25 protein-coding genes and 1 riboswitch are annotated in these 25,790 nt (G+C 61.3%); of the genes, 8 read left to right on the top strand and 17 right to left on the bottom strand.

The genetic code is table 11. From position 1 onward, the window contains the following. Positions 1–20 precede the first annotated feature (20 nt). The 4 genes from fdhF to ychF form a co-directional block, all read right to left on the bottom strand. Complete coding sequence (gene fdhF, locus ACR0FC_RS08740; RefSeq protein ID WP_170339916.1) at positions 21–2,804, bottom strand: formate dehydrogenase subunit alpha; 2,784 nt, start codon at positions 2,802–2,804, stop codon at positions 21–23. Positions 2,805–2,815: 11 nt separating this feature from the next. Continuing rightward, the gene (locus ACR0FC_RS08735; protein WP_170339915.1) at positions 2,816–4,519 is read right to left on the bottom strand and encodes an NAD(P)H-dependent oxidoreductase subunit E; all 1,704 of its coding nucleotides are present in this window, start codon (positions 4,517–4,519) and stop codon (positions 2,816–2,818) included. 84 nt (positions 4,520–4,603) lie between these two features. Beyond that, entirely contained in the window at positions 4,604–5,485 is an 882-nt protein-coding gene (locus ACR0FC_RS08730; protein ID WP_093964611.1) for a LysR family transcriptional regulator, read from the bottom strand. Between the two features lie 73 nt (positions 5,486–5,558). Continuing rightward, the gene (gene ychF / locus ACR0FC_RS08725; RefSeq protein WP_170339913.1) at positions 5,559–6,656 is read right to left on the bottom strand and encodes a redox-regulated ATPase YchF; all 1,098 of its coding nucleotides are present in this window, start codon (positions 6,654–6,656) and stop codon (positions 5,559–5,561) included. A 196-nt stretch (positions 6,657–6,852) separates the two neighbouring features. Here ychF and ACR0FC_RS08720 point away from each other — a divergent pair, with 196 nt between their 5' ends. The 7 genes from ACR0FC_RS08720 to ACR0FC_RS08690 all read left to right on the top strand — a co-directional run bounded on the left by ACR0FC_RS08720 (position 6,853) and on the right by ACR0FC_RS08690 (position 12,750). Next, positions 6,853–7,338: an acyloxyacyl hydrolase gene (locus ACR0FC_RS08720; protein ID WP_170339911.1), complete on the top strand. Its 486-nt coding sequence runs from the start codon at positions 6,853–6,855 to the stop codon at positions 7,336–7,338. A 78-nt stretch (positions 7,339–7,416) separates the two neighbouring features. After that, positions 7,417–8,208 carry a tryptophan synthase subunit alpha gene (gene trpA / locus ACR0FC_RS08715; protein ID WP_170339909.1) on the top strand — a complete coding sequence of 264 codons (792 nt, stop codon included), beginning with the start codon at positions 7,417–7,419 and terminating at the stop codon, positions 8,206–8,208. A gap of 157 nt (positions 8,209–8,365) precedes the next feature. Continuing rightward, entirely contained in the window at positions 8,366–9,532 is a 1,167-nt protein-coding gene (locus ACR0FC_RS08710) for an alpha-hydroxy acid oxidase (protein ID WP_170339907.1), read from the top strand. A 110-nt stretch (positions 9,533–9,642) separates the two neighbouring features. Beyond that, positions 9,643–10,299: a 50S ribosomal protein L25/general stress protein Ctc gene (locus ACR0FC_RS08705; RefSeq protein WP_093964607.1), complete on the top strand. Its 657-nt coding sequence runs from the start codon at positions 9,643–9,645 to the stop codon at positions 10,297–10,299. A gap of 132 nt (positions 10,300–10,431) precedes the next feature. Continuing rightward, positions 10,432–11,118 (top strand): aminoacyl-tRNA hydrolase, encoded by a 687-nt coding sequence (gene pth, locus ACR0FC_RS08700; RefSeq protein WP_170339906.1) that lies wholly within the window; start codon positions 10,432–10,434, stop codon positions 11,116–11,118. Positions 11,119–11,196: 78 nt separating this feature from the next. Continuing rightward, positions 11,197–12,360: a serine hydrolase domain-containing protein gene (locus ACR0FC_RS08695; protein ID WP_170339904.1), complete on the top strand. Its 1,164-nt coding sequence runs from the start codon at positions 11,197–11,199 to the stop codon at positions 12,358–12,360. A 9-nt stretch (positions 12,361–12,369) separates the two neighbouring features. Beyond that, positions 12,370–12,750: a DUF2237 family protein gene (locus ACR0FC_RS08690; RefSeq protein WP_093964605.1), complete on the top strand. Its 381-nt coding sequence runs from the start codon at positions 12,370–12,372 to the stop codon at positions 12,748–12,750. Positions 12,751–12,810: 60 nt separating this feature from the next. On the opposite strand, the gene trpB is transcribed toward ACR0FC_RS08690, so the two are convergent. The 9 genes from trpB to ACR0FC_RS08645 all read right to left on the bottom strand — a co-directional run bounded on the left by trpB (position 12,811) and on the right by ACR0FC_RS08645 (position 20,926). Continuing rightward, positions 12,811–14,058 (bottom strand): tryptophan synthase subunit beta, encoded by a 1,248-nt coding sequence (gene trpB, locus ACR0FC_RS08685; RefSeq protein ID WP_170339902.1) that lies wholly within the window; start codon positions 14,056–14,058, stop codon positions 12,811–12,813. Positions 14,059–14,125: 67 nt separating this feature from the next. Beyond that, positions 14,126–14,461, bottom strand: coding sequence for a hypothetical protein (locus ACR0FC_RS08680; protein ID WP_170339900.1), 336 nt, complete (start codon positions 14,459–14,461; stop codon positions 14,126–14,128). Between the two features lie 48 nt (positions 14,462–14,509). Then, positions 14,510–15,154, bottom strand: coding sequence for a phosphoribosylanthranilate isomerase (locus ACR0FC_RS08675; protein WP_170339898.1), 645 nt, complete (start codon positions 15,152–15,154; stop codon positions 14,510–14,512). A gap of 6 nt (positions 15,155–15,160) precedes the next feature. Further along, the gene (locus tag ACR0FC_RS08670) at positions 15,161–15,511 is read right to left on the bottom strand and encodes a lipopolysaccharide assembly protein LapA domain-containing protein (RefSeq protein ID WP_170340535.1); all 351 of its coding nucleotides are present in this window, start codon (positions 15,509–15,511) and stop codon (positions 15,161–15,163) included. A gap of 7 nt (positions 15,512–15,518) precedes the next feature. Next, positions 15,519–15,803 (bottom strand): integration host factor subunit beta, encoded by a 285-nt coding sequence (gene ihfB, locus ACR0FC_RS08665; protein WP_050603110.1) that lies wholly within the window; start codon positions 15,801–15,803, stop codon positions 15,519–15,521. A 272-nt stretch (positions 15,804–16,075) separates the two neighbouring features. Further along, a complete protein-coding gene (gene rpsA, locus ACR0FC_RS08660) occupies positions 16,076–17,752 on the bottom strand; it encodes a 30S ribosomal protein S1 (protein WP_093964601.1) in 1,677 nt (558 codons plus the stop codon). A gap of 271 nt (positions 17,753–18,023) precedes the next feature. Beyond that, positions 18,024–18,281 carry a DUF6525 family protein gene (locus ACR0FC_RS08655; RefSeq protein WP_244952315.1) on the bottom strand — a complete coding sequence of 86 codons (258 nt, stop codon included), beginning with the start codon at positions 18,279–18,281 and terminating at the stop codon, positions 18,024–18,026. Between the two features lie 204 nt (positions 18,282–18,485). Next, the gene (locus tag ACR0FC_RS08650; RefSeq protein ID WP_170339897.1) at positions 18,486–20,171 is read right to left on the bottom strand and encodes a tryptophan halogenase family protein; all 1,686 of its coding nucleotides are present in this window, start codon (positions 20,169–20,171) and stop codon (positions 18,486–18,488) included. Positions 20,172–20,410: 239 nt separating this feature from the next. Further along, positions 20,411–20,926, bottom strand: a complete 516-nt coding sequence (locus ACR0FC_RS08645) for a hypothetical protein (RefSeq protein WP_170339895.1) — start codon at positions 20,924–20,926, stop codon at positions 20,411–20,413. Between the two features lie 216 nt (positions 20,927–21,142). On the opposite strand from ACR0FC_RS08645, the gene ACR0FC_RS08640 reads away from it, so the two are divergent. After that, a complete protein-coding gene (locus ACR0FC_RS08640; protein WP_170339893.1) occupies positions 21,143–21,622 on the top strand; it encodes a YHS domain-containing (seleno)protein in 480 nt (159 codons plus the stop codon). A gap of 30 nt (positions 21,623–21,652) precedes the next feature. Here ACR0FC_RS08640 and ACR0FC_RS08635 read toward each other — a convergent pair whose 3' ends face one another. The 4 genes from ACR0FC_RS08635 to metK form a co-directional block, all read right to left on the bottom strand. Continuing rightward, positions 21,653–22,270 (bottom strand): (d)CMP kinase, encoded by a 618-nt coding sequence (locus tag ACR0FC_RS08635; RefSeq protein ID WP_170339891.1) that lies wholly within the window; start codon positions 22,268–22,270, stop codon positions 21,653–21,655. Then, positions 22,267–23,613, bottom strand: a complete 1,347-nt coding sequence (aroA, locus tag ACR0FC_RS08630) for a 3-phosphoshikimate 1-carboxyvinyltransferase (protein WP_170339889.1) — start codon at positions 23,611–23,613, stop codon at positions 22,267–22,269. The genes ACR0FC_RS08635 and aroA overlap by 4 nt, the downstream gene beginning before the upstream one ends. 68 nt (positions 23,614–23,681) lie before the next feature. Further along, positions 23,682–24,392, bottom strand: coding sequence for a tRNA (guanosine(46)-N7)-methyltransferase TrmB (gene trmB, locus ACR0FC_RS08625; protein WP_170339887.1), 711 nt, complete (start codon positions 24,390–24,392; stop codon positions 23,682–23,684). Positions 24,393–24,518: 126 nt separating this feature from the next. After that, on the bottom strand, positions 24,519–25,700 hold the full coding sequence (metK, locus tag ACR0FC_RS08620) for a methionine adenosyltransferase (RefSeq protein ID WP_093964594.1): 1,182 nt from the start codon (positions 25,698–25,700) through the stop codon (positions 24,519–24,521). A gap of 5 nt (positions 25,701–25,705) precedes the next feature. After that, positions 25,706–25,754, bottom strand: a riboswitch (SAM-SAH riboswitch). Positions 25,755–25,790 lie beyond the last annotated feature (36 nt).

The following is a 25,790-nucleotide window of genomic DNA, read 5'->3' as shown; positions in this document are numbered from 1 at the left end:
TTGGTGAGTGGTGGCAGTCGTTACTCGGCCGCGATGGCGTCCTCGATCTTTTCGATACGGATAGCCGAGAACTTGAACTCGGGGATCTTGCCATAGGGATCGATGGCCGGGTTCGTCAGGATGTTCGCCGCCGCCTCGACATAGGCGAAGGGGATGAACACCATATCCTCGGCGATCGCCCGGTCGGCGCGCACCATGATCTCGATCGAGCCGCGCCGGGTGGTCAGACGCACCATCTCGCCGGGTTCGATCCCCATCAGCTTGAGCGTGCGCGGGTTCATCGAACAGTTCGCCTCGGGCTCGACCGCGTCCAGAACCTTGGCACGACGGGTCATGGACCCGGTGTGCCAGTGTTCCAGTTGCCGCCCTGTGGTGGCAATCATGGGGAATTCCTCGTCCGGGGCCTCATCCGGGGGGATGATGCTGGCCGGGGTGAATTTCGCACGGCCATCCGGGCGCGGGAAGCCGTCGCCGAACACGATGGACTGGCCCGGATCGGTCTCGGACAGCGACGGATAGGTGATGCTCTCGGTCTCGAGCCGCTCCCAAGTGATGTTGTCCAGCGAAGCCATGGTCAGCTTCATCTCGTTGAACACCTGCGAGACATCCGTGTAATCCCAGTTCAGCCCGATGCGCTTTGCCAGATCGACGGTGATCGCCCAATCCTCGCGCGCTTCGCCCGGCGGCGGCACCGCAGGGCGCACGCGCTGCACCTGACGGTTGGTGTTCGACACTGTGCCGTTCTTTTCATACAGCGCCGAGGCCGGCAGGATGATGTCGGCATAGTTCGCCGTTTCGGTCAGGAAGATGTCCTGCACGATCATCAGGTCCAGCTTGGCCAGCGCCTCGCGGGCGTGGTGCACGTCGGGGTCGGACATGGCCGGGTTTTCGCCCATGATATACATGCCCTTGATCTTGCCGGCATAGGCGTGGTCGATGATTTCGGTCACGGTCAAGCCCTTCTCGTTCGAGAAATCGCCCGAGTTCCAGACTTGACTGAACTTGGCCCGCACGGCGTCGTCGGTGACCGACTGGTAGTCAGGCAGGAACATCGGGATCAGGCCGGCATCCGAGGCCCCCTGTACGTTGTTCTGCCCGCGCAGCGGGTGCAGACCGGCGCCCGGCTTGCCGACATTGCCCGTCATCAGCGCCAGCGAGATCAGGCAGCGCGAATTGTCGGTGCCGTGGATATGCTGGCTGACGCCCATGCCCCAGAAGATCAGGCCCGCATTCGCATTGGCAAAGATCCGGGCCACGCGGCGCAGCTGATCCGGTTCGATACCGCAGATCGGGGCCATCTTCTCGGGGGTGAACTGGCGCAGGTGTTCCTTCTCGGCCTCCCAGTTCTCGGTCCAGCGGTGGATGTACTGGCTGTCATACAGCTCTTCCTCGACGATCACGTTCATGATCGCGTTCAGCATCGAGACATCGGCACCGGGCCGGAACTGCAGCATCTCGGTCGCGAATTTGCGCATGCCCACGCCGCGCGGGTCCATCACGATCAGCTTGCCGCCGCGCTTGGCGAACTGCTTGAAATAGGTCGCCGCGACGGGGTGGTTCTCAATCGGGTTGGCGCCGATGATGATCGCCACATCGGCATTCTCGATCTCGTTGAAGGTCGCGGTCACCGCGCCCGAGCCCACGTTCTCGATCAGCGCGGCCACCGACGAGGCGTGGCACAGCCGCGTGCAGTGGTCCACGTTGTTGTGGCCAAAACCCTGCCGGATGAACTTCTGGAACAGATAGGCCTCTTCGTTGGTGCATTTGGCCGAGCCAAAGCCCGCCACGCTGCGCGGATCCTCATCCCGCAGCTTCATCAGCCCCTTGGCGGCCAGGTCCAGCGCCTCGTCCCAGGTTGCCTCGCGGAAATGGGTGCTCCAGTCGGCGGGATCGACGTTCAACCCCTTGGGTGGCGCATTCTCGCGCCGGATCAGCGGCTTGGTCAGGCGGTGCGGGTGGTGGATGTAGTCGAACCCGAACCGGCCCTTGACGCACAGGCGGCCTTCATTGGCTGGGCCGTTGATGCCCTCGACATATTTGACCTTGCCGTCCTTGACCTTGAGGCTGACCTTGCAGCCCACCCCGCAGAAGGGGCAGACGCTTTCGGTCTCGGAATCGTAATCCTTGCTGTCGCCGCGCTGCTGGTCGTCCAGCACGGTGGCGGGCATCAGCGCGCCGGTGGGGCAAGCCTGAACGCATTCGCCGCAAGCCACGCAGGTTGAGTCACCCATCGGGTCGTTCTGGTCGAACACCACCTGGGCGGTATGCCCTCGGCCGGCCATGCCGATCACGTCATTCACCTGCACGTCGCGGCAGGCACGGACGCAGAGGTTGCAGTTGATGCAGGCATCCAGATTGACCCGCATCGCCACATGGCTGTCATCCAGAAGAGGGATCTTATCGGGCTCTTTCGCCGGAAAGCGGCTGTCGCTGACATCGTTCAGCTTGGCCATGTCCCAAAAATGGCTCGAGGCATCATGCGGCTGTTCGGGCTGATCGGCCACCAGCAGTTCCATCACCAGCGCGCGCGATTTCTCGGCGCGGTCGGTGTCGGTTTTCACCACCATCCCCTCGGCCGCCGGGCGGATGCACGAGGCAACCAGCGTGCGCTCGCCCTCGACCTCGACCATGCAGGCGCGGCAGTTGCCGTCGGGGCGATAGCCCGGCGCGGGCTTGTGGCACAGATGCGGGATGACCAGACCCTTCCCGTTGGCCGCTTCCCAGATCGTGGTGCCTTCGGGCACGGTCACGTCTTCGCCGTTCAGGTTGAAGGTGACGGTCTTGGTTTCGCTTGCGTCAAGCATGGCTGTCTCCCTCAAATCTCGTCTGCGAAATGTTTCATGACCAGGCGGATCGGGTTCGGGGCCGCCTGCCCCAGACCGCAGATCGAGGCATCGCCCATCACCTGGCACAGGTCCTCCAGCAGGTCGGTGTCCCACTTGTCGGCCTGCATCAGCTTGACTGCCTTCTCGCAGCCCGCCCGGCAGGGCGTACACTGGCCACAGCTTTCGTCTTCGAAGAAGCGCAGCATGTTCAGCGCCGCATCGCGGGCCGTGTCCTGATCGGACAGGACAACCACTGCGGCGGACCCGATGAAGGTGCCGTGCGGTTGCAGAGTGTCGAAGTCCAACGGGATGTCGTCCATCGACGCGGGCAGCAGGCCCGAAGACGGCCCGCCCGGTTGATACGCCTTGAAGACGTGGCCCTCGGCCATGCCCCCGGCGGCATCAATCACGTCCAAAATGGTCGAGCCTGCCGGCAGCAGGTAGACGCCCGGCTTGGCCACCCGGCCCGAAACCGAATAGCTGCGCAGGCCCTTGCGGCCATTCTTTTCGACTGAGCTGAGGATTTCCTGGCCTTCCCGGCAGATCTTCGAGACCCAGTAGAGCGTCTCGACATTGTGCACCAGCGTCGGGCGGCCGAAAACGCCGACCTGCGCCACGAAAGGCGGGCGGTGGCGGGGCAGGCCCTTCTTGCCCTCGATCGACTCGATCATCGCGGATTCTTCACCGCAGATATAGGCACCCGCACCGCGGCGCAGGTCGATATAGCCTTTCTCGACGATCCCGTCCTGTTCCAGCGCCGCGATCTCGCGCCGCAGGATCTCGAGTACCGCCGGGTATTCGTCGCGCATGTAGATGAAGCAGGTCTGTGCCTCGACCGCCCAGGCGGCGATCAGCATGCCTTCGAGGAAAACATGCGGCGTGCACTCCAGGTAATAGCGGTCCTTGAAGGTGCCGGGCTCGCCCTCATCCCCGTTCACGGCCAGATAGCGCGGGCCGTCATTCATGCGGACAAAACCCCATTTCTTGCCCGACGGGAAACCGGCACCGCCGAGGCCCCGCAGGCCCGAGGCCAGAACCTGTTCCTGAACCTCTTCCCAGTCGCCACCTTCGCGCAGTTCTTTCAGTTTGGCGTAACCGCCGCTTTCGACATAGGTCGCAAAGGTCTCATAGTCGGGCAGATGAGCGTGGGTGTCGCCCGCCGCGACGGCGGCCTGCACCTTTTCGGGGGTCGCGTGGTCGATATGGTTATGCCCGATTTCCAGCACCGGCGCGGTGTCGCAGCGCCCCATGCAGGGCGCGCGCAGAACGCGCACCTCGGACGGGTCCAGCCCATCCTCCAGCGCCTTCTTCAGCTGTTGTGCGCCAGCCATTTCACAGGACAGTGAGTCGCAGACGCGGATCGTCAGAGCCGGGGGAGGAGTTTCACCCTCTTTCACCACGTCGAAATGGGCATAGAAAGTCGCGGTCTCGTAGATCTCGGCCTGACCGATCCGCATCTCGACGGCCAACGCGGCGATGTGGTCGGAACTGATATGGCCGTGCGTGTCCTGGATCAGATGCAGAAACTCGATCAGCAGGTCGCGGCGGCGCGGGCGGTCGCCCAGCAGGCGCTGAATCTCGGCCTGCGCCTCGTCCGTGAACTGACGGCCCTTGGGCGTGTGCCGCCCCTTGCCTTTACCTGACTTCCAGACGCCCTTTGGCGCGCCTGATGGCTTGGTATCCAATGGTGCCATGATGCCCTCCGATCGAGCCTCGTCTCTCATCAGAGTAGCATATCGTCAAATCGCAAAAACCAATCGCACGATAACGACAGTTTATCACCGCAAAGACGTCACGACCTGCCGCAATGCCCCAACGGTGGGCAATTCTGGATCCCGCGCCAGCGTCGCCAGACAGATCGGCTTGCTGACCACAGGATCAACCAGAGGCAGGACACGCGTGCCTTTCAAATCGCCGAGCGCCCGTACCAGAACCCGTGGTACGACCGTCGCCGCCAGCCCCTCACGCGCCATGACCATCGAGGCAGTAAACCCGCTGGTTTCGGCCACCACACGCGGATGCAACCCCTGTTCGGCAAATATCCTGTCGAGGATGCGCCTGTTCTGCATCTGAGGCTCCAGCAAACTGAGCGGAAACTCGGCGACCTGCGCCCACGGGATCGGGCCCTTGCCCTGCGTCATATGCTCGGGGATGAGCAAAACATAGGTTTCCTCGTACAAAGGCTGCACATAGCGCAGGTCAGTGCCGATGCTGTCGCCATAGGTGATGCCGGCATCCAGGCTGCCTTCGTCCAGGCGGTGCTGGATTGCCGTGGCCGACATCGTCTCGATCCGCGACAGGATACGCGGATGCGCCTGCTGCAGCCGCTTAACCAAGCGGCCAGTAAACGCGATGGCGGTCGGGATCACGCCCAGGATCAGTGTACCGGTGATCTCGCCCTTGATCGCCTGCACCTCCTGCTCGAGCGCTTTGGCGTCATCCAGTATGCGGCGAGCGCGGCGGACGATCATCTCGCCCTCTTCGGTCAGGCCCTGAAAGCGGTTCGCACGGCGGACGATGGACACGCCAAGCCGATCCTCGAGGTTGCGGATACGCATCGAGAACGCGGGCTGCGAAATACCGCACTCCTCGGCCGCCTTGGCAAAATGGCGGTGACGCGCCAAGGCGCTGAGCAACTGCAGATCGCGGATTTCGAACACGTGCGGGCCTCGGGCGGACAGGAGCGATACCTCAAGATACCGCCAATGCCGGCCCAGAAAAGCTGTTTCGAGATCAAGTGTTGAAGAGGAAGTGCATCACGTCGCCATCCTTGACGACATAGCTTTTGCCTTCTGCACGCATCTTCCCGGCCTCTTTGGCGCCCTGTTCGCCATTGCACGCCACGAAATCATCATAGGCAATTGTCTCGGCGCGGATGAAGCCCTTTTCAAAGTCGCCGTGGATGACACCGGCCGCCTGAGGTGCCGCAGTGCCCCTGCGAATGGTCCAGGCGCGCGCCTCTTTCGGGCCAACCGTGAAATAGGTTTCCAGCTTGAGCAGGTCGTACCCCGCACGAATCAGTCGATCGAGGCCCGGTTCTTCGAGCCCCATCTCTTCGAGGAACATCTGCGCCTCTTCAGGCTCCAGCAGACTGATCTCTTCTTCGATCTTGGCGCTGATGATGACATGGGCATTGCCCTGCGCCGCGGCCATCTCGGCCACACGCGCGGAATATTCATTGCCTTCGGCCGCGTCTTCTTCCGAGACATTGCAGACATACAAGACCGGCTTGGTAGTCAGCAACTGCAGAATCTTCCAGGCTTTTGCATCCTCGTCGGACACCTCGACCAAACGGGCGGGCTTGCCGCTTTCCAGCATCTCTTGCGCGGTGGCCAGCAACCGGTCTTGCTGCTGCGCCTCCTTGTCGTTGCCCTTGAGCTTGCGTACGAGGTTGGCGCGACGCTTTTCGATGCTTTCCAGATCGGCCAGCATCAGTTCGGTCTCGATGGTCTCGGCATCGGCCACCGGATCGACCTTGCCTTCGACATGGGTCACGTCACCATCTTCGAAACAGCGCAATACATGAGCGATGGCATCGGTTTCGCGAATGTTGGCCAGAAACTGGTTCCCCAGCCCCTCACCTTTCGAAGCGCCTTTGACCAGGCCTGCAATATCCACGAACGTCATACGCGTCGGGATGATCTGCTTCGATTTGGCGATCGCAGCCAACTTGTCCAGACGCGCATCGGGAACGGCCACGTCACCCACATTGGGCTCGATCGTGCAGAACGGGAAATTCGCCGCCTGCGCGGCCGCGGTCTTGGTCAACGCGTTGAACAGGGTCGACTTGCCGACATTCGGCAGACCCACGATACCCATTTTAAAGCCCATGACGGCCTCCTGATGCCATTCGCGGGCTGCTTCTATGCGGGTCCGGTGCGATGCGCAAGGCACCCGTGGCAGCTGGCCCTGAGTCCAATCTGCAACATCACGAAAATGTAGGGAAAACGTGTGCTTGTTGACATTGAACACGAGAGAATAGTGTCAAACTTTAACTTTGTAACGAATATCAACAGCGAACATCCCTATGAAAAACCTCCTTTCAAGCGCCGCTTTTCTGGCTTTTTCAACAGCCGCGCAGGCGCAGTCGGTGATTTTCGGCGCCGGCTACGCCGACTATTCGGACAGCAGCTCGATTGACCAGGCGATCTTTTCCCTCGAATACCAGCACCGGCCATTTCACGACGCCACCCGCTTCAGCGCTGCGCTCGGGGCCGCGCTGTCGGTGGACGAGGATGGAAACACACATATCGGCGCCGGGGTGATCGGGATCTATTCCTTTGCCGACAGATGGTTCGTGGAAGGCAGCGTGATGCCGGGTTTCTACAGCGAAGCCAACGAGTTGAACGACCTGGGCGGGAGCTTCGAAATCCGAAGCCTTTTCGGGCTGGGCTATACGTTGAACAACGGCAATGACATATCGCTGGCCGTGACCCACAAATCGAACGCCAGCACGCAAGAGGAAAACCCCGGCGTGAACGCGCTGTTGCTGCGGTATCATCTGAACTTCTGACCCCACCGCTCAGGACGGGATTGATTTTCGGCCAAAGTTTCTGCACATCAGGTCCAAATCTGTATGCAAGGATCGTCCATGACCCGTATCGACGCCAAGTTCGCCGCCCTCAAAGCCGAAGGGAAGAAGGCCTTTGTCGCCTATATCATGGCCGGGGATCCCGACTATGACACCTCGCTTGAGATCGTTCGCGGCCTGCCGGGTGCCGGCGTGGACGTGATCGAACTGGGCCTGCCCTTCACCGACCCGATGGCGGACGGCCCCACCATTCAGGCGGCTGGTCAAAGGGCGCTGGACGGTGGCATGACGCTGCAGCGCACGCTGGATCTGGCCAAGGCATTTCGGGCAACCGATGACACCACCCCGATCGTACTGATGGGCTATTACAACCCGATCTACAGCCGCGGTGTGGACAAGTTCCTGGCCGACGCCAAAGAGGCCGGCATCGACGGCCTGATCGTCGTAGACCTGCCGCCCGAGGAAGATGACGAGCTGTGCTTGCCCGCGCAGGCGGCCGGGCTGAACTTCATCCGGCTGGCAACGCCCACCACAGATGACAAGCGCCTGCCGAGAGTGCTGCAGAACACCTCGGGCTTTGTCTATTATGTCTCGATCACCGGCATCACCGGTGCGGCCGAAGCCGAGGCCACCGATGTCGGCCCCGAGGTCGCGCGCATCAAGGCGGCGACCGATCTTCCGGTGATCGTGGGCTTCGGCATCAACACGCCCGAGAAATCACGCGCCATCGCCAGCGTTGCCGACGGGGCGGTGGTCGGCTCAGCCATCGTCAGCCAAATCGCCGCCGGCAAACCCGTGGCCGAGGTTCTGGATTTCGTGAAATCGCTGTCAGACGGCGCCCACAGCGCCTGAAGCCAAAACCCCAAACGGTCTCAACCGCTGCAGGCCGCACGCCTGCGGCGGTTTTTCTTTGCGCCTTCGTCCCACCTGACCACTTGCGCAACTGGCCGTTGCGCCGCGGTGGAAGAATTGGTAAAGAAACCTAACCAATCTGAAGAAAGGCGCGGCCATGCCTGTCATTACCAATATCGACGACCTCAAACGCATCTATGAACGCCGGGTGCCCCGGATGTTTTATGACTATGCCGAAAGCGGCAGCTGGACCGAGCAGACCTTCCGCAACAACAGCTCGGACTTCCACGACATCCGTCTGCGCCAAAAGGTTGCGGTGGACATGTCCGGCCGCTCGACCGCGTCGCAGATGATTGGACAGGACGTGGCCATGCCGGTGGCCCTCGCGCCCGTGGGTCTGACCGGGATGCAGCATGCGGATGGTGAAATGAAGGCCGCCAAGGCCGCGCTGGATTTCGGCGTGCCCTTCACGCTGTCGACCATGTCGATCAACTCGATTGAGGATGTGGCCGAACATACCGGCGCGCCGTTCTGGTTCCAGCTGTACACCATGAAGGACGAGGACTATGTCCGCCGCCTGATCCAGCGCGCCAAAGATGCCAAATGCTCGGCCCTGGTCATCACCCTTGATCTGCAAATCCTAGGCCAACGGCACAAGGACCTGAAGAACGGCCTATCCGCCCCGCCGAAACTGACCGCCAAAACCATCGCCAACCTGATGACGAAATGGGCCTGGGGCATCGAGATGCTGGGCGCGAAACGACGCGAGTTCGGCAATATCGTGGGCCATGTCGAGGGCATCTCGGACGCCTCGTCCCTGGGCGCGTGGACCGCGGAACAATTCGATCCCAGCCTCGACTGGAAGAAGATCGAGAAACTGATGGAGCAATGGGGCGGCAAGGTGATCCTGAAGGGCATCCTTGACCCCGAAGACGCGAAGATGGCGGCCAAGCTGGGCGCCGACGCCATCGTGGTCTCGAACCATGGCGGGCGGCAACTGGACGGCGCGCTCAGCTCGATCCGGATGCTGCCGCGGATCATGGATGCGGTAGGCGGCGAGGTCGAGGTGCATCTCGACAGCGGTATCCGTTCGGGGCAGGACGTGCTCAAGGCGCTGGCGCTGGGGGCCAAGGGCACCTATATCGGGCGCGCTTTCGTCTACGGGCTAGGCGCGATGGGCCAAAAGGGCGTGACCACCGCGCTGGAAGTGATCCAAAAGGAACTGGACACCACCATGGCCCTATGCGGCGAGCGCAACGTGGCCGATCTGGGGCCGCACAATCTGCTTGTTCCGCATGATTTCTGCGGCCGCTGGCAGGAATGACTCGGAAATCGTTTTTACCCCTTTCCAAATGGCCGGATTCGGTCTAATGACGCCGCTTCACGCGGGGTGACAGCCTTGGAGGCACCCCGCCCCAACATTGGAGATTTATCATGGCTGGTGAGATTCCTGATCTCGTAGCTCTGGAACGGACGGGGACGGGCAAGGGCGCCGCTCGTCAGGCACGCCGCGACGGCATGGTTCCGGGCATCGTATTTGGTGGCGAGAAAGACCCGCTGCCGATCCAGATTCCGTTCAACGAACTGTTCAAGCGCCTGAAGGCAGGCCGCTTCAAGTCGACCCTGTGGAACCTGAAGGTCGAAGGCCACGAAGACGTCCGCGTCATCTGCCGCGACGTTCAGCGTGATGTCGTCAAGGACCTGCCGACCCACCTGGACCTGATGCGTCTGCGTCGCACGACCAAGATCGCCCTGTACATCCCCGTCGAGTTCATCAACGAGGAAGAAGCCCCCGGCATCAAGAAGGGCGGCGTTCTGACCGTTGTCCGTCCCGAGGTCGAGCTGGTCTGCACCGCCGGCGACATCCCCGAAAAGATCACCGTCGATCTGACCGGTCTGGAAATCAACGACGTTGTCACCATCTCGTCGGTTGACCTGCCCAACGGCACCAAACCGACCATCGACCGTGATTTCGTGATTGCGAACATCTCGGCACCGACCGGCCTGGCGTCCAGCGACGACGAAGAAGGCGAAGGTGAAGAGGAAGTCGCAGCCGACGAAGTTGAAGTCGTAGGCAAAGACGAAGAATAAATCCGGAACCTTCGGATTGGAATTTGAAGCGGGGCCTCGTCCAAGGCCCCGTTTTTCTTTGAACGACCGGCTGGCACAGGAAAGGCATCTCGTGCAATTCTGCGCCGGACCGAAACGCACAAGGAATTCGCGATGAAGCTGTTTGTCGGATTGGGCAATCCGGGCGCAAAGTATGCCCGCAACCGGCACAATATCGGTTTCATGGCGGTGGATGCCATCGCCAGGGATCATGGCTTTGGGCCATGGCGTTCGAAATTTCAGGGTGAAATATCCGAAGGAATGCTCGGCCGAGAGAAGGTCCTGCTGCTGAAGCCCATGACCTTCATGAACCGTTCGGGCCAATCGGTCGGCGAGGCCATGCGGTTCTTCAAGCTCGGCTCAACCGATGTGACCGTTTTCCATGACGAATTGGACCTTGCACCAGGGAAGGTTCGCGCCAAGGCCGGTGGCGGCCATGCCGGGCATAACGGCCTGCGGTCGATCCACGACCATATCGGTGCCGCGTATGACCGTGTCCGGCTGGGGATCGGCCATCCCGGACGCAAAGAGCTGGTTTCGCCCTATGTTCTGGGCGATTTCGCCAAGGCCGACGCCGACTGGCTGGACGATGTTCTGCAAGGCGTTGCAGACGGGGCGGTTCATCTGGCTGCGGGCGATGCGGCCAAGTTCATGAACGCCGTGGCGTTGCGAACAGCGCCGCCGCGCAGTTCCACCACGGCGCCCAAATCCGAAACCAAGACCTCTCCTACCCCGAAGGCCGAGACGCCAACGCCCGATGACCGCACGGCGATGCAGAAGCTGTTGGACAAGTTCCGATAGCGGCAAAGACCTTCCGCAACGTTGCAATTGCAGAATTGCAGTCATCACGATCCAATGCCGCCAAACGGGAGGAATATCATGAAAACAGGTCTGAAGTGGCTGCTGCGAATTGTCCTGACGCTGGTCTTGGCCGCTGCAGTTGTCGGTTTCTGGAAGCGCGAGGAAATCCAGCGCCTTCTGGCGGTGAACTCTCTGTTTACCGGAGAAAAGATCGTTCAGAATTTCTCCCACATGGACGCGGCGTTTCTGACTGTCGACCTCCCTCGCGGGAATGGTCCCACTTGGGACCTGCCCTATGGAGCTGAATTCGACCTGCCCGCCGAGACGCAGGACTGGATCGAAGAGCGCGCCGTCACATCGCTGCTGGTGATGCAGGATGGGCAGATCCGGTTCGAGGAGTATTTCCTGGGCACATCGCCAGAGGACCGCCGGATCTCGTGGTCGATGGCCAAAAGCTATTTGTCCGCTCTGTTCGGCATCCTTCTTGAGGAGGGCGCCATAGCCTCGCTGGATGATCCGGTCATCAAATATGCCCCCAAGCTGCAGGGCAGCGCCTATGAAACAGCCACGATCCGCAACGTGCTGAACATGGCCAGCGGTGTGACCTTTGACGAAGATTATCTGGACCCGAAATCCGACATCAACCGGATGGGTCGGGTCGTCGCCCTGGGGGGCGAGTTGGATGACTTTGCGGCCTCGTTGAAGGACAGTTTCGCGGCACCGGGCGAGACCTGGCAGTATGTTTCCATCGATACCCATGTCATTGGAATGGTGATCCGAGGGGCGACGGGTCAAAGCGTCGCCGCGTTGCTGGACGAAAAGATCCTGCAGCACCTCGGTCTTGAGCGGGACGGATACTATATCACCGACGGCGCCGGCGTCGCCTTTGTTCTGGGTGGCTTGAATTTCACGACGCGGGATTACGCCCGCTTTGGCCAAATGATCCTGCAGAACGGCGTGCGCGATGGGCGCCAGATCGTTCCGGCCGACTGGATCAAGGAATCCACCTTGCCAAGCGCGCCGACCGAACCCGGAAAGATCGGCTACGGATATCAGTGGTGGATCCCCGTTGGCGCCCATGACGGTGAGTTTCTGGCACGCGGTGTTTATGGCCAGTACATGTATTTCGACCAGTCGCGCGGCGTGCTGATCGTAGCCACGGGCGCTGATCGGAAGTTCCGCGAGCCCGGTGTTAATGAGCAGAACATCGAAATGTTCCGCAAGATCGCGCAAAGCCTGTAAGGTGGCTGCATGCAAAAGCAGGACAGCATAAATGTTCTGGGCGGCGTGCTGGCTCCGTGTTCACGAAAGCCCCTGACCGGTTTTTTCCGCGACGGGGCCTGCAACACCTGCCCTGAGGATCGCGGCAGCCACACGGTCTGCGCTGTGATGACGGCCGAGTTTCTGGCCTATTCAAAATATGTCGGCAACGACCTGAGCACGCCCCGGCCCGAGTTCGATTTCCCGGGCCTCAAGCCCGGCGACAGCTGGTGCCTGTGTGCCGCACGGTTCATGCAGGCCCATGACGAGGGCTGTGCGCCAAAGGTTCATCTTGAGGCGACTCATCAGCGCGCATTGGAAATCGTGCCGCTGCACGTTCTGACCAGCCACCGCGCAGACTCAGGACAGTGAACCGGGAATGAAAAACCCGGCACGGTTGAAGCGTGCCGGGTCTTGTTCTTTGGGCAGCCCTCAGGTTGCGTCGCGACCCTCGGTATCAGACATGTCGAAGTTCAGATACTTGGCGACTGTTTGCACATCCTTGTCGCCGCGTCCGCACATGTTCATGCAGATGATGTGATCCTTTGGCAGCTCCGGCGCGATCTTCATGACATGCGCCAGCGCGTGGCTGGGTTCGAGCGCAGGGATGATCCCCTCGGTCGCGCAGCACAGCTGGAACGCCTCAAGCGCCTCTTTGTCGGTGACCGAGACATATTGCGCGCGCCCGATATCGTGCAGCCAGGAATGTTCAGGGCCGATGCCCGGATAGTCCAGCCCGGCCGAAATCGAGTACCCCTCGAGGATCTGGCCGTCGTCGTCCTGCAGCAGATAGGTACGGTTGCCGTGCAGAACACCCGGCCGGCCGCCGGTGAGAGAGGCGCAATGCTCCATCTTTTCGTTAACGCCCTTGCCGCCCGCTTCGACGCCGATGATGTTAACCGATTTGTCGTCAAGAAACGGATAGAACAGCCCCATGGCGTTCGAGCCGCCACCGATCGCCGCGATGATCGTGTCCGGCAGGCGACCCTCGGCCTTCATCATCTGTTCCTTGGCTTCCTTGCCGATGATCGACTGGAAGTCGCGCACCATCGCCGGATACGGGTGCGGGCCGGCCACCGTACCGATGCAGTAGAACGTGTCGCGCACATTTGTTACCCAGTCGCGCAGCGCGTCGTTCATCGCGTCCTTCAGGGTGCCGCGGCCCGAGGTCACCGGAATCACCTCTGCCCCCAGCAAGCGCATGCGGAACACGTTGGGCGCCTGCCGCTGGACGTCATGCGCGCCCATGTAGACCACGCATTTCAGACCGAACTTGGCGCAGACGGTCGCTGTAGCGACGCCGTGCTGCCCGGCCCCGGTTTCGGCGATGATCCGGGTCTTTCCCATGCGGCGCGCCAGGATGATCTGGCCCAGCACGTTGTTGATCTTGTGCGCGCCGGTGTGGTTCAACTCGTCGCGCTTCATATAGATCTTGGCGCCGCCCAGATGCTCGGTCAGGCGCTCGGCGTGATACAGTGGCGACGGACGGCCCACATAGTTGGCCCACAGATCATCCATCTCGGCCCAGAAGCTCGGGTCGGTCTTGGCCTTCTCGTATTCCTCCTCCAGCGACAGGATCAACGGCATCAGAGTCTCGCTGACGAACCGCCCGCCGAAAATACCGAAGCGGCCGTTTTCATCCGGGCCGGACATGAAGGAATTGAACAGATCATTGGCCATGGTGGTCTCCATCGTCGTGCCTGTTGTTATTAGGAGGTGCCGGCGGGATTTGCCATCGCAAATCGCACTATTCCGCCGCGGTACTGCCGTTCATCCAGATAGTCAGCGCCTGATCCCGGGTCGGAATGGCGATGCAGGCAAAGTGACGGAAGTGGTAGGTATTGGCCAAACGGGGGGCGGCTTGCATCACCCCTCGGTGCGGGTTCGACTGGGCAAAGGTCAGCATTGCTTCGACGTCGTGCCAAACGCTCAGCGAGAAATACGCGCCCTCATGCAAAAACACCTCGGCATGGAGGCACAAGGGATCGCCCTTGGCTTGGCGCAAGGCCTTGCCCGCACGCCAGAAAAACTCGGGCCCATGGTACCATCGCTTCAGTGAAACCGCGCCAATTGCAGCCAGCATCCCGCATCCTCCCCTTTGAGAAGGATACGCAAGCGCGTTCTGGTCAGATCACCGTGCCGCTTCAATAAATGAGCGGATCAGGCACGGATCCTTGACTCCCGGGGCGCTTTCCACGCCCGATGCCACATCGACCTGCCTTGCACCGGTCATACGGATCGCCTCGGCTACGTTGCCCGGGTTGAGTCCCCCCGACAGCATCCACGGCGTCCGCCAGTATTTACGACCGGCGAGCAGACGCCAGTCAAAAGGCAATCCGTTGCCGCCGGGCAGCTCAGAGTTCTTCGGCGGCTTGGCGTCAACCAACAACTGATCGGCCACGTCCGAGTAGAGGTCTATTGCGGCCAAATCCTCGGCTTCAGCCACTCCAATCGCCTTGATCACCGGCAAGCCGTAGCGTGATTTGACCTCGGCCACGCGCTCGGGGCTTTCGGCACCATGCAGCTGCAGCATATCCAGTGGAACCCCCGCCACGATCTCATCCAACTGCGCGTCGGTGAAGTTTACCGCCAGGGCCACTTTGGCCACGCCGACCGGCACGTCACTGGCCAGCGCCGCTGCCTGGGCAATCGGTGCATAGCGTGGAGACTTGGGAAAGAAATTGAACCCAATGTAACGCGCACCTGCTTCAACAGCTGCGCGCACATGCTCGGGCGCGGTCAGGCCGCAGATTTTAACGTTGATCTCGGCAGACATCGGCTCTCAGCTGGCCTCGTCCAGCAGGGCAAGCACATCGTCCTGACCTTCGTTCTGCTTCTTCTTGAGCTTCTTGACCTCGCGCTCGAGCTTCTTGACCTCGGTCTTTTTGACGGTGGCGTCCTTGCGGTGCTTGTGCTCGCGCAGCCACTCCCACAGAAAGCCGATGACAAGGCCAGCCACGATCCCGCCAAGAACCACAAGAAACAGCGGCAGCGAGGTGGCCAGATTGAAGCCAAGCAGGTCAGACAAGGCGTCCGGCATCAACTGCAACTGCACCATCTGGCGATTGGCCAGCGAGACCGAGACAAGGACGATCCCCAGGACCGCAAGAAAACCGTATCGAATGTAGCGCATCATGAGATCACGCTTTACCGTTCAAACGATCCCTTAGCAACTTGCCGGTCTTGAAAAACGGCACGCACTTTTCTTCGACCTGAACCGTCTCGCCAGTGCGAGGGTTCCGGCCGACGCGCGCATCCCGTTTCTTGACCGAAAACGCTCCGAAGCCCCGCAGTTCGACACGGTCACCGCGCGCCATCGCGTCTGTGACTTCCTCGAATACGGTATTCACGATCCGCTCGACATCACGTTGGTACAGATGTGGATTTTCGTCGGCGATTTTCTGAATCAGTTCTGAACGGATCATGCGTGCTACCCTCCCAGGTCACCGTGTCATCTCGTCTACTGGTTTGGCCAGTATAGGAAAAAACGGTGCCGGGTGGAATGTAAACTCTGTGTGTCCGGGGTGCATTTTCCAAGAAAGCACCGGAAATTCGCGTGTACAAACGCGAATCCGGCAGTTCATGCCTGCACCTATCGCCGAATAACTCGCAAAACCGGAACACATTGATTCGCAAAAGAAACGGCCCCGCTCGGGATGAACGGGGCCGTCTGAGTGTTCAAAACTGCAAGTCTGGCTTAGTCGCCGGACTTCAGCGCTGCGCCAAGAATGTCGCCCAGCGATGCGCCCGAGTCCGACGAACCGTACTGTTGAACGGCCTCTTTCTCTTCGGCGATTTCGCGCGCCTTGATCGACAGGCCCAGACGGCGAGTCTTGCTGTCGACGTTGGTCACGCGGACATCGACCTTGTCACCGACCGAGAAACGCTCGGGGCGCTGTTCGGCACGGTCGCGGCTCAGGTCCGAACGGCGGATGAAGGACTTCATGCCTTCGTACTCCACCTCGATGCCGCCATCTTCGATCGCGGTCACTTCGACGGTGATGACCGAGCCACGCTTCACGCCGCCCACGGCTTCGGCGAACTTGTCACCGCCCAGGGCTTTGATCGACAGCGAGATCCGCTCTTTTTCAACATCAACTTCCGAGACAACCGCCTGAACGACGTCGCCCTTGCGGTAGTTCTGGATGGCATCTTCGCCACGCTCGTCCCACGACAGGTCGGACAGGTGAACCATGCCGTCGATGTCACCTTCCAGGCCGATGAACAGACCGAATTCGGTGATGTTCTTGACTTCGCCTTCGACCTGCGTGCCCTCGGGGTGCGTTTCTGCAAACACTTCCCACGGGTTGCGCTGGGTCTGCTTGAGGCCCAGAGACACGCGACGCTTGGCGCCGTCGATTTCCAGAACCATGACGTCGACTTCCTGGCTGGTCGAAACGATCTTGCCGGGGTGGACGTTTTTCTTGGTCCAAGACATCTCGGACACGTGCACCAGACCTTCGACACCGGGCTCCAGCTCGACGAACGCGCCGTAGTCGGTGATGTTGGTGACGCGACCCTTGTGCACCGAACCCAGCGGGTACTTGGCGCCAACCAGATCCCACGGATCTTCCTGCAGCTGCTTCATGCCCAGGCTGATGCGGTGGGTTTCCTTGTTGATCTTGATAACCTGAACCTTGATGGTTTCGCCGATCGTCAGGATCTCGGACGGGTGGTTCACGCGGCGCCATGCCATGTCCGTGACGTGCAGCAGGCCGTCAACGCCGCCCAGGTCAACGAATGCACCGTATTCGGTGATGTTCTTGACGACACCCTCGACGGTCTGACCTTCGGACAGGTTGCCGATGACCTCGGCACGCTGTTCGGCACGCGATTCTTCCAGAATTGCACGACGCGAGACAACGATGTTGCCACGGCGGCGGTCCATTTTCAGGATCTGGAACGGCTGCTTCAGACCCATCAGCGGGCCAGCGTCGCGCACGGGGCGAACGTCAACCTGGCTGCCGGGCAGGAACGCAACTGCGCCACCCAGGTCCACGGTGAAGCCACCTTTGACGCGACCAAAGATTGCACCTTCGACGCGTTGGTCGTCGGCATATGCTTTTTCCAGACGGTCCCATGCCTCTTCACGGCGGGCCATCTCGCGCGAGATGACGGCTTCGCCACGGGCGTTTTCTGCGGCGCGCAGGTAGACTTCGACCTCGTCGCCAACAGCGATTTCAGGAGCTTCGCCGGGATTTGCGAATTCTTTCAGATCGACACGGCCTTCCATCTTGTAGCCTACGTCGATGATGGCCTGGCCCGCTTCGATCGCGATGACCTTGCCTTTGACAACCGAACCCTCTTCGGGGGTGTCCATTTCGAAGCTTTCGTTCAGGAGGGCTTCGAATTCCTCCATGGATGCGTTAGCCATGTGGCGTTGTTTTCCTTTACATAACGTTTTTGCTGGCCGAGCGGTTGTCTCCGCCGGTCTTGTTTCATGATGTCCTCTGGCGTGACCCGGTGCGCATCTGGCTAAACAAACACAAAGGGCCGAGGAAACCCGGCCCTGCTCAGATACGTCGTCCGGGCGTTGACCGCCCTTGTTCAGACAGCGCGCGTATAGGCGGATTCTGGGCGCAGCGCAAGCATAAAGGCCCTTGTTGCAAGCCGACGCGGGATTCCGCTTGCGTTTTCCGGGCCAGCTACTCCTCCCAAATCCGGGCATCCCTCAGCAGCATGGCCTGCTCGATCGCATTCAAACGTGCCAGAGCGTCGGCCGGGGCCTTTGCCCCACCGGCTGCCTTCCAAATCTTGAGGGCCGAGTTCGGACTCCACGGCAAACAGGCATTCGCAAGCCACTGACGCAACTGAGGCGGAAGGGTGTCATAGGCCTGCATCGCGGGGCGTTGCCGTCTCCGGCGGTTCAGGCGGCTGCGCAGATTGCGTCTTTGATTGGTCATGGGCATCGACTGTACCAATGCGAGTTTTCAGAGCGGGAACTGGACCGGATGGAATGGGTTGGGGAAACGTCCCAACTGATATGGTATGTTATTACGTAACATACTTTTGTTGCGCAACCCCGGATTGAGGTCAAAAAAGGCAGGGTTCTGCAACCCTGCCCTCAACCATTTCGAAGCTCTCAATATCAGCCGAAGCCGAGAGACCTAGAACAGTTGCAGGTCTTTCTTGCCGCTTTGAATCTCGGCCAGGTTCGGCATGTTCTGGATGACCACCGGTTCGGGCGCGGCACCCGGCATCGGAACGGTCGGCTGTGCCGCCTTGGCCATCGCAAAGGTGGGTTGCTTGAGCTCTCCGCGAATGTCGCGCAGAAGGGTTTTGTGATCCGGCATCGCTTTCAGGATCTGCGCAAGGTCCACTTTCGCGCCCTTCCACCATTGGAACCAGATGTCCTTCCGCAATGGTCGAATGCGATCACGAATTCCAGTGCCATACCCCGTATCATAGACCTGCTTGCCCAGCAGAACCGTCTGATAGACGCGATGGTCAAACAGCGTTGCAAACTCGACATCGTGCTGCATCGGAAGGCGGTTCTTCCAAAGCTCGAGGTTTTCAGCCAGCCTGTCCGGCACCTTCATCTCGGTCCGCGCGTCGATCCAGTATTGATCATCGGTACGATTGTTCAGCTTGTAATGCAGGCAAATGAAATCCAGCACCTCGTCATAGAGCTTGTTCATCTGACGATTGTATCTATCCCTAAGCGAGGGTTCGATATCGCGGGTCGGCAGATGCTCGGCGAACCAGCGTACGGCATGGTCGACCATATGGATCGCAGTGCTTTCCAGCGGCTCGATGAACCCACCGGCCAGCCCGATTGCAACGCAGTTCTTGACCCACGCGTTACGGACGCGCCCGATCCGCATAGGGATCACCCGCGGCGTCGCGCCTTTGCCGCTGTCACCCAGCCACTCCAGATATTCGTCCGCCGCCTGATCATCGGTCCGGTGCGCGGATGAATACACGTATCCCGTGCCCACTCGGTTGTAGAGAGGCACGCGCCAAGTCCAACCAGCGCCAAGTGCAGTGGATCGTGTGACGCTTTCGATCTTCCGGGGATTGGGGTGCTCGATCTGCAACGCCATGGCACGGTCGTTCGGCAGATAATCCGAATAATCCATGAACGGCTCGCCCAGCGCCTGATTGATGATCAGGCCGCGGAAACCGGTGCAGTCCACGACCATTTCAATATCGTGGCGGCCTGCGCGCTCAAGCATCAGGTGGCTGACATTGCCCTGTTCATTCAACTCGACCGACTGAACCTCGTCGCGGATATGTTCGACGCCACGCTGTGTACAGACCCTGGTCAACATGCCTGCGAATTTTACTGCGTCCAAGTGATAGGCATAACCGAACCGCTGCTCGAATTCGGGTTGCCCCAGAAGCCGCGCGCCTTTGCACAGCCGGGCCAGATCATCATGCGGCGAGATGGACTGAGTGAAATCCCGGTCCCCGTTGCCAAACCGAAGGAAGTATTCGGCGGCCTCGAGTCCTTCCAGCATCTGGCCATGGGCAAATGGGTTCACATAGTCGATGCGCTTTCCCTTTGCGTCTTTGTTCCAGTTGCAGAATTTGACGCCCAGCTTGAACGACGCATTGGTTTCGCGGAAAAAATCTCGCTCTGAAATTCCAGCCTGACGGAGCGTGACCGGCATACGTGGCACGGTCGCTTCACCAACGCCGACCGTGGCGATGTTCGGGCTTTCGATCAGGCAGATCCGCGGACGATCCTTGGGTGCTGAAGTGCGCGAAAACACCATCTCGAGAAGCAGCGCCGTCATCCAGCCGGCCGTACCGCCACCCACGATGGTGATTTTTTGCAAACGATTATTCATGTTGTTCTGTCCCTGTTGGCTGTGAGGATTATGCGGCCGCCTGCCCGTTTTTCCGGGCCTCGGTGGCGACCTCCCCTTATCGCTGAGGGAAACTATAGCAGCTTTCAGGCATCCAGCTAGGGCCAATGGCGGCATCAAGTAGGCCCAAACGGGCGCCTTTGCCAAAGCAACGTATGGTCACGACCTGCTTCCCTTGCACTGAACGGACAGCGATGACGGTTGAACCTTCCGAGGCAGCCTCAGATGTCCTCGCCTTTCTTCAGAAGATCGTCGATCAGTTCGCGTTGCAGGTCATGGCTGTCGCCACCGCCGAACTCGGCCGCACCCCCGGAATAGAGAGTGCCATAGGTCAGGGCGATATTGACGGTCTGCGCCAGGCCCGAGATCAGTTGATCCTTGTTCAGCCGTGACAGCGGGTGGATGAACACGGCCCACAAGGTACCATTGGCGATCGCATAGCGCGCGTCCAGCGTACTGTCGAAATTGGCCTGCATCATGCGCTGCAAGTCTTCGGCCGAAAGCTCTGAGGTGCCGCTGATCGCAACCATTGCCCGCATCCGGTCGGCATGCACATCACTAACAACCAGCACCGGAACATCCGAAATCGTCATGGTAATGCCCGGACCCTGCGGCTCGGCATCGGGGTCGAGGGCAAAGATGATCTTGCCCAGTCTCTCGTAGGTCATCGGTGGCTCGGCTTCCTGTGCCAACGCATGGCCGGCCAACAAAATCCAAATCAGGGCAAATCGGATCATCCGTTCTCTCAACCATAGACGCGTTCAGCCTAAGCGGGGACTGATCAACTGGCCAAACACAGCTTGGTGAGCCGGTTTGGCAGACTCCCGGCAAGTGCGAACGATCTGCAAGGTTTTCCGTTCGCCCTGCGATTACGCGTCCGCACGCCCGCATTTATCTGTTCAACACGGGTCGGCGCGCGTGCCGGCCACAACTGAACACGAAAGGAACACACAATGAAATCTGTTGTACTCAGCGCCCTTGTCGCCGTCCTGCCGATGATCGCCGCACCGGCTTTTGCGGCGGATGAGATCAATGTTTCGAACGGGATCTCGGCCGGCGGTGCGCCGCTGGCTGCTCACGGGGTCGATCTGGTTGCGCTGGTCACCGACGGCAACCCGGTCGAAGGGTTCGCCACGCATTCGGCCACCTATGACGGCGCGTCATACTACTTCACCTCGGCCGAGAACCGCGAAGCTTTCGAGGCCAACCCCGAAGCATACCTGCCGCAGCACGGCGGCTTCTGCTCGTATGGTGTTTCCGTGGGCAAGAAGTTCGATGGCGATCCGGATCAGTACCTGCTGGCCGATGGCAAGCTGTTCCTGTTTCTGAACGCGGCAACTCGCGCCAAGTTCCTCGAAGACGTGTCCGGCACCGCCAAGACTGCGGATGACCAGTGGGCGAATATCAAGTCGATTGCGGTCGGCGAACTGTAATCGGACTGTCGCCAAGCGCTGTCCGCGGTCTCACCTTGCCGCGGGCAGCTTTCCTTGAATAACCGCGACCGCCTTTTCCAGCGCGGCCTCGATGCTCAGGTCCGAAGTGTCCAGAATTACGGCATCGTAGGCCGGTTTCATCGGGGCCGTGTTGCGCTCGGCGTCCCGCGCGTCGCGCTCGCGGACATCGGCCAGAACCTGCGCGCGGGTTACATCCGCGCTTTTGTCTGCCAGTTCCAGATAGCGTCGCTCGGCGCGCACTTCGGGGCTGGCGGTGACGAACAGCTTCACCTCGGCCTCGGGGCAGATCACCGTGCCGATGTCCCGCCCGTCCAGCACCGCGCCGCCGGCCCGCCGGGCAAAGCTGCGCTGGAAATCGACCAGAGCTGCGCGCACCTCGGGGATCACCGCCACTTTCGACGCCGCCTGCGCGATTTCGGCGGTGCGCAGGTCGCCCTGCTCCAACTCCTCGGCCGTGAGGGACCGCGCCGCCTCGACCGGGTCGGTGCCGTCCAACGTGCGTCGGCCGACCGCGCGATAGAGAAGCCCCGTATCCAGATGCGCCAGACCGAAATGCGCAGCCACGGCCTTGGAGATCGTGCCCTTGCCCGCAGCGGCCGGGCCGTCGATGGCGACGGTAAAGCTCATGTGCGCTCGACCTTGGCACCCAGGCCCTTCATCAACGGCTCGAAGATCGGGAACGAGGTCGCGATGGGGCTGCCGTCATCGACCGAGACCGCCTGTTGCGCGCCCATGCCCATCACCATGAACGACATGGCGATGCGATGGTCCAGAAAGCTTTCGCAGGTGCCGCCGCCGGGAACGCCGCCGATGCCCAGCCCGTCGACCGACCACCAGTCATCGCCCTCGTCAACCGTGACGCCGTTGGCCCGCAAGCCACGCGCCATGGCGTCGATGCGGTCGCTTTCCTTGACGCGCAGTTCCTTGACGCCGCCCATCATCGTCTTACCGGTGGCGTTGGCCGCAACCACCGACAGCACCGGATATTCGTCGATCATCGAAGCCGCGCGTTCGGGCGGGACGTCGATGCCCTTCATGTCGGGCGAGTAACGCGCGCGCAGGTCGGCGACCGGCTCGCCGCCTTCCTCGCGCATGTTCTCATAGGTCAGATCGGCACCCATCTCACGCAGCGTGGTGAACAGGCCGGCGCGCGTGGGGTTCAGGCCGATGCCCGGCACCAAAACGTCCGATCCCGGCGTGATCAGCGCCGCGCAGACCGGGAAGGCCGCGCTGGAGGGATCGCGCGGCACGGCGATCACCTGCGGTTTCAACTCAGGCCGGCCGGTCAATGTGATGACCCGGCCTTCGTCGGTGTCCTCGACGGTGATTTCGGCGCCGAACCCGGCCAGCATTCGTTCGGAATGGTCACGGGTGGCTTCCTTCTCGATCACCACGGTCTTGCCGGGCGCGTTCAGGCCGGCCAGCAGAACGGCAGATTTCACCTGGGCCGAAGGCACAGGCACTTCGTACCAGACCGGCACCGGATCGGCCGCGCCGACGATGGTCATGGGCAGACGCCCGCCCGAACGGCCCACGGCCTGTGCCCCGAACAGGGCCAACGGATCGGTCACCCGCGCCATCGGGCGTTTGTTCAGGCTGGCGTCGCCGGTGAAGGTCGCGCTGATCGGGCTGGTCGCCATCGCGCCCATGATCAGGCGCACGCCCGTGCCCGAGTTGCCGCAGTCGATCACATGATCCGGCTCGGCAAAACCGCCCACGCCGACGCCATGCACCGTCCATTCGCCATTCCCGTGCGAGATCACCTCGGCCCCGAAGGCGCGCATCGCCTTGGCGGTGTCCAGAACGTCTTCGCCTTCCAGCAGGCCCGAGATCCGGGTCTCGCCCACGGCCATCGCCCCAAGGATCAGAGAGCGGTGCGAAATCGACTTGTCACCCGGCACTTCGGCCGTGCCGGTCAGCGGGCCGCAGGGATGCGAGGTCATCGGGATGGGCGTGCCGTGTCCGGACATGAGGGCTCCTTTTGCGCTATCAGTGCCCCTGCCGATTAGCGAATTGGCGCCGCAGCGTCCAGCCGCAATCACCCGTTGCGGCGGAAGGTCAGGTAGTGCGGCGTGCGGCCTTCACGCAGGGCCTTCTGCTCGTAGCGGGTGGAAATCCAGTCATCCCACGGCTTGCGCCAATCTTCGGGCCCCTCGGCCAGCCATTCGAAACCGGCGCCGGGTACCTCCTCGAGCGTCTGGCGGACGTAGTCCGGGATGTCGGTCGCCACGCGGAAAATCGCGCCGGGTTTCAACACACGTGCCAAGGGTTCCAGGTGCTCGGGCGTCACGAAGCGGCGGCGGTGGTGCCGCTTTTTGGGCCACGGATCGGGATAGAGCAGAAACGCGCGCGAGATGCTGGCATCGGGCAGCACGTCGAACAGGTCGCGCACATCGCCGGGATGCACCGCCAGGTTGGTCACTTCGGCCCGGCGGATCTTGCCCAATAGCATGGCCACGCCGTTGATGAACGGCTCGGCGCCGATGATACCGATATCGGGGTTCTGCTGCGCCTGATGCACCAGATGCTCGCCGCCGCCGAACCCGACCTCGAGCCATACCGGCTTGCCGTCGAACAGCGCGTTCAGGTCGATCGGGGTGCGGTCGGGGTTGCTGTCCCAATCCACCGCGCCGGGCGACAGGGCGGCCAGGTCCTCGGACAGATAGGTCTTTTGGCTGGGCTTCAGGGTCTTGCCCTTGAAGCGGCCATAGAAGTTTCTGCGGGGGCGTTCGGGTGACTGGGTGCTCATGCCGGTGCCCTTACTGCGGCGGCGTTGGCGTTGCAAGGGTCGGGCTGTGTCGGAGAGGCGACCTTCGAAACGGAAAAGGCCCGCCAAATCGGACGCGCCTTGCCGTGTTTGGTTCCCGATGCCGGCTCAGACAGCCTTTTTCAAGGCCTCAACCAGATCGGTCCGCTCCCAACTGAAGCCGCCGTCCGCACCCGGTTCGCGACCGAAATGCCCATAGGCCGCGGTGCGCTGGTAGATCGGCTTGTTCAGTTGCAGGTGTTCGCGGATGCCGCGCGGGGTCAGGTCCATCACCTGTCCGACCGCCTTCTCGATCTCGGCGTCGGCAACCTGTCCTGTGCCATGGGTGTCGGCGTAGATCGACAACGGCTTGGAAACGCCAATCGCATAGCTCAGCTGGATCGTGCAACGCTCGGCCATGCCGGCGGCCACGACGTTCTTGGCCAGATACCGCGCGGCATAGGCCGCCGACCGGTCGACCTTGGTCGGGTCCTTGCCCGAGAACGCCCCGCCGCCGTGCGGAGCCGCGCCGCCATATGTATCGACGATGATCTTGCGCCCGGTCAGGCCAGCATCCCCGTCAGGTCCGCCGATGACGAACTTGCCGGTTGGGTTCACATGCCATTCCGTCTGGTCGCTCAGCCAGCCGTCGGGCAGAGACTCGCGGATGTAGGGCTCGACGATCTGGCGAATATCGTCCGAGGTCAGCGCCTCATCCAGATGCTGGGTGGACAGCACGACCGAACTGACACCGACTGGCCGCCCGTCACGGTAGATCACCGACAACTGCGATTTGGCATCGGGACCCAGAGCGGGTTCAGACCCGTTCTTGCGCACTTCCGCCAGACGGCGCAGGATGGCGTGCGCGTATTGGATCGGAGCCGGCATCAGGGCCGGGGTTTCGGTGGTGGCATATCCAAACATGATGCCCTGGTCACCGGCGCCTTCATCCTTGTCAGCAGACGCATCGACCCCTTGGGCGATGTGCGCCGACTGCTCGTGCAGCAGGTTCGTCACCTCGACCGTTTCGTGGTGGAACTTGTCCTGCTCGTAACCGATGTCCTTGATGCAAGCGCGGGCGATCTCTTCGATCTTGCCCATGTAGTCGTGCAGCTTTTCCTGATCCGACAGACCGACCTCGCCGCCGATGACCACCCGATCAGTGGTGGCAAAGGTTTCGCACGCGACGCGCGCTTCGGGCTCTTCATTCAGAAAGGCATCCAGGACCGCATCTGAAATTCGGTCGCACACCTTGTCGGGATGCCCTTCGGAAACGGATTCCGAAGTGAAAATGTAGTTCTGTCGGGACATGAAAGCGCTCCATTAAGATTTCCCCGTCACGCCAGGAAGCCGTTGTGACAGGCATTCGACGGGATACGCCCGAAGAAACAGAGGGTCAAT

It is taken from the genome of Ruegeria sp. BB9 (genome assembly GCF_056539345.1).
This window is presented reverse-complemented; position numbering and strand designations above follow the sequence as displayed.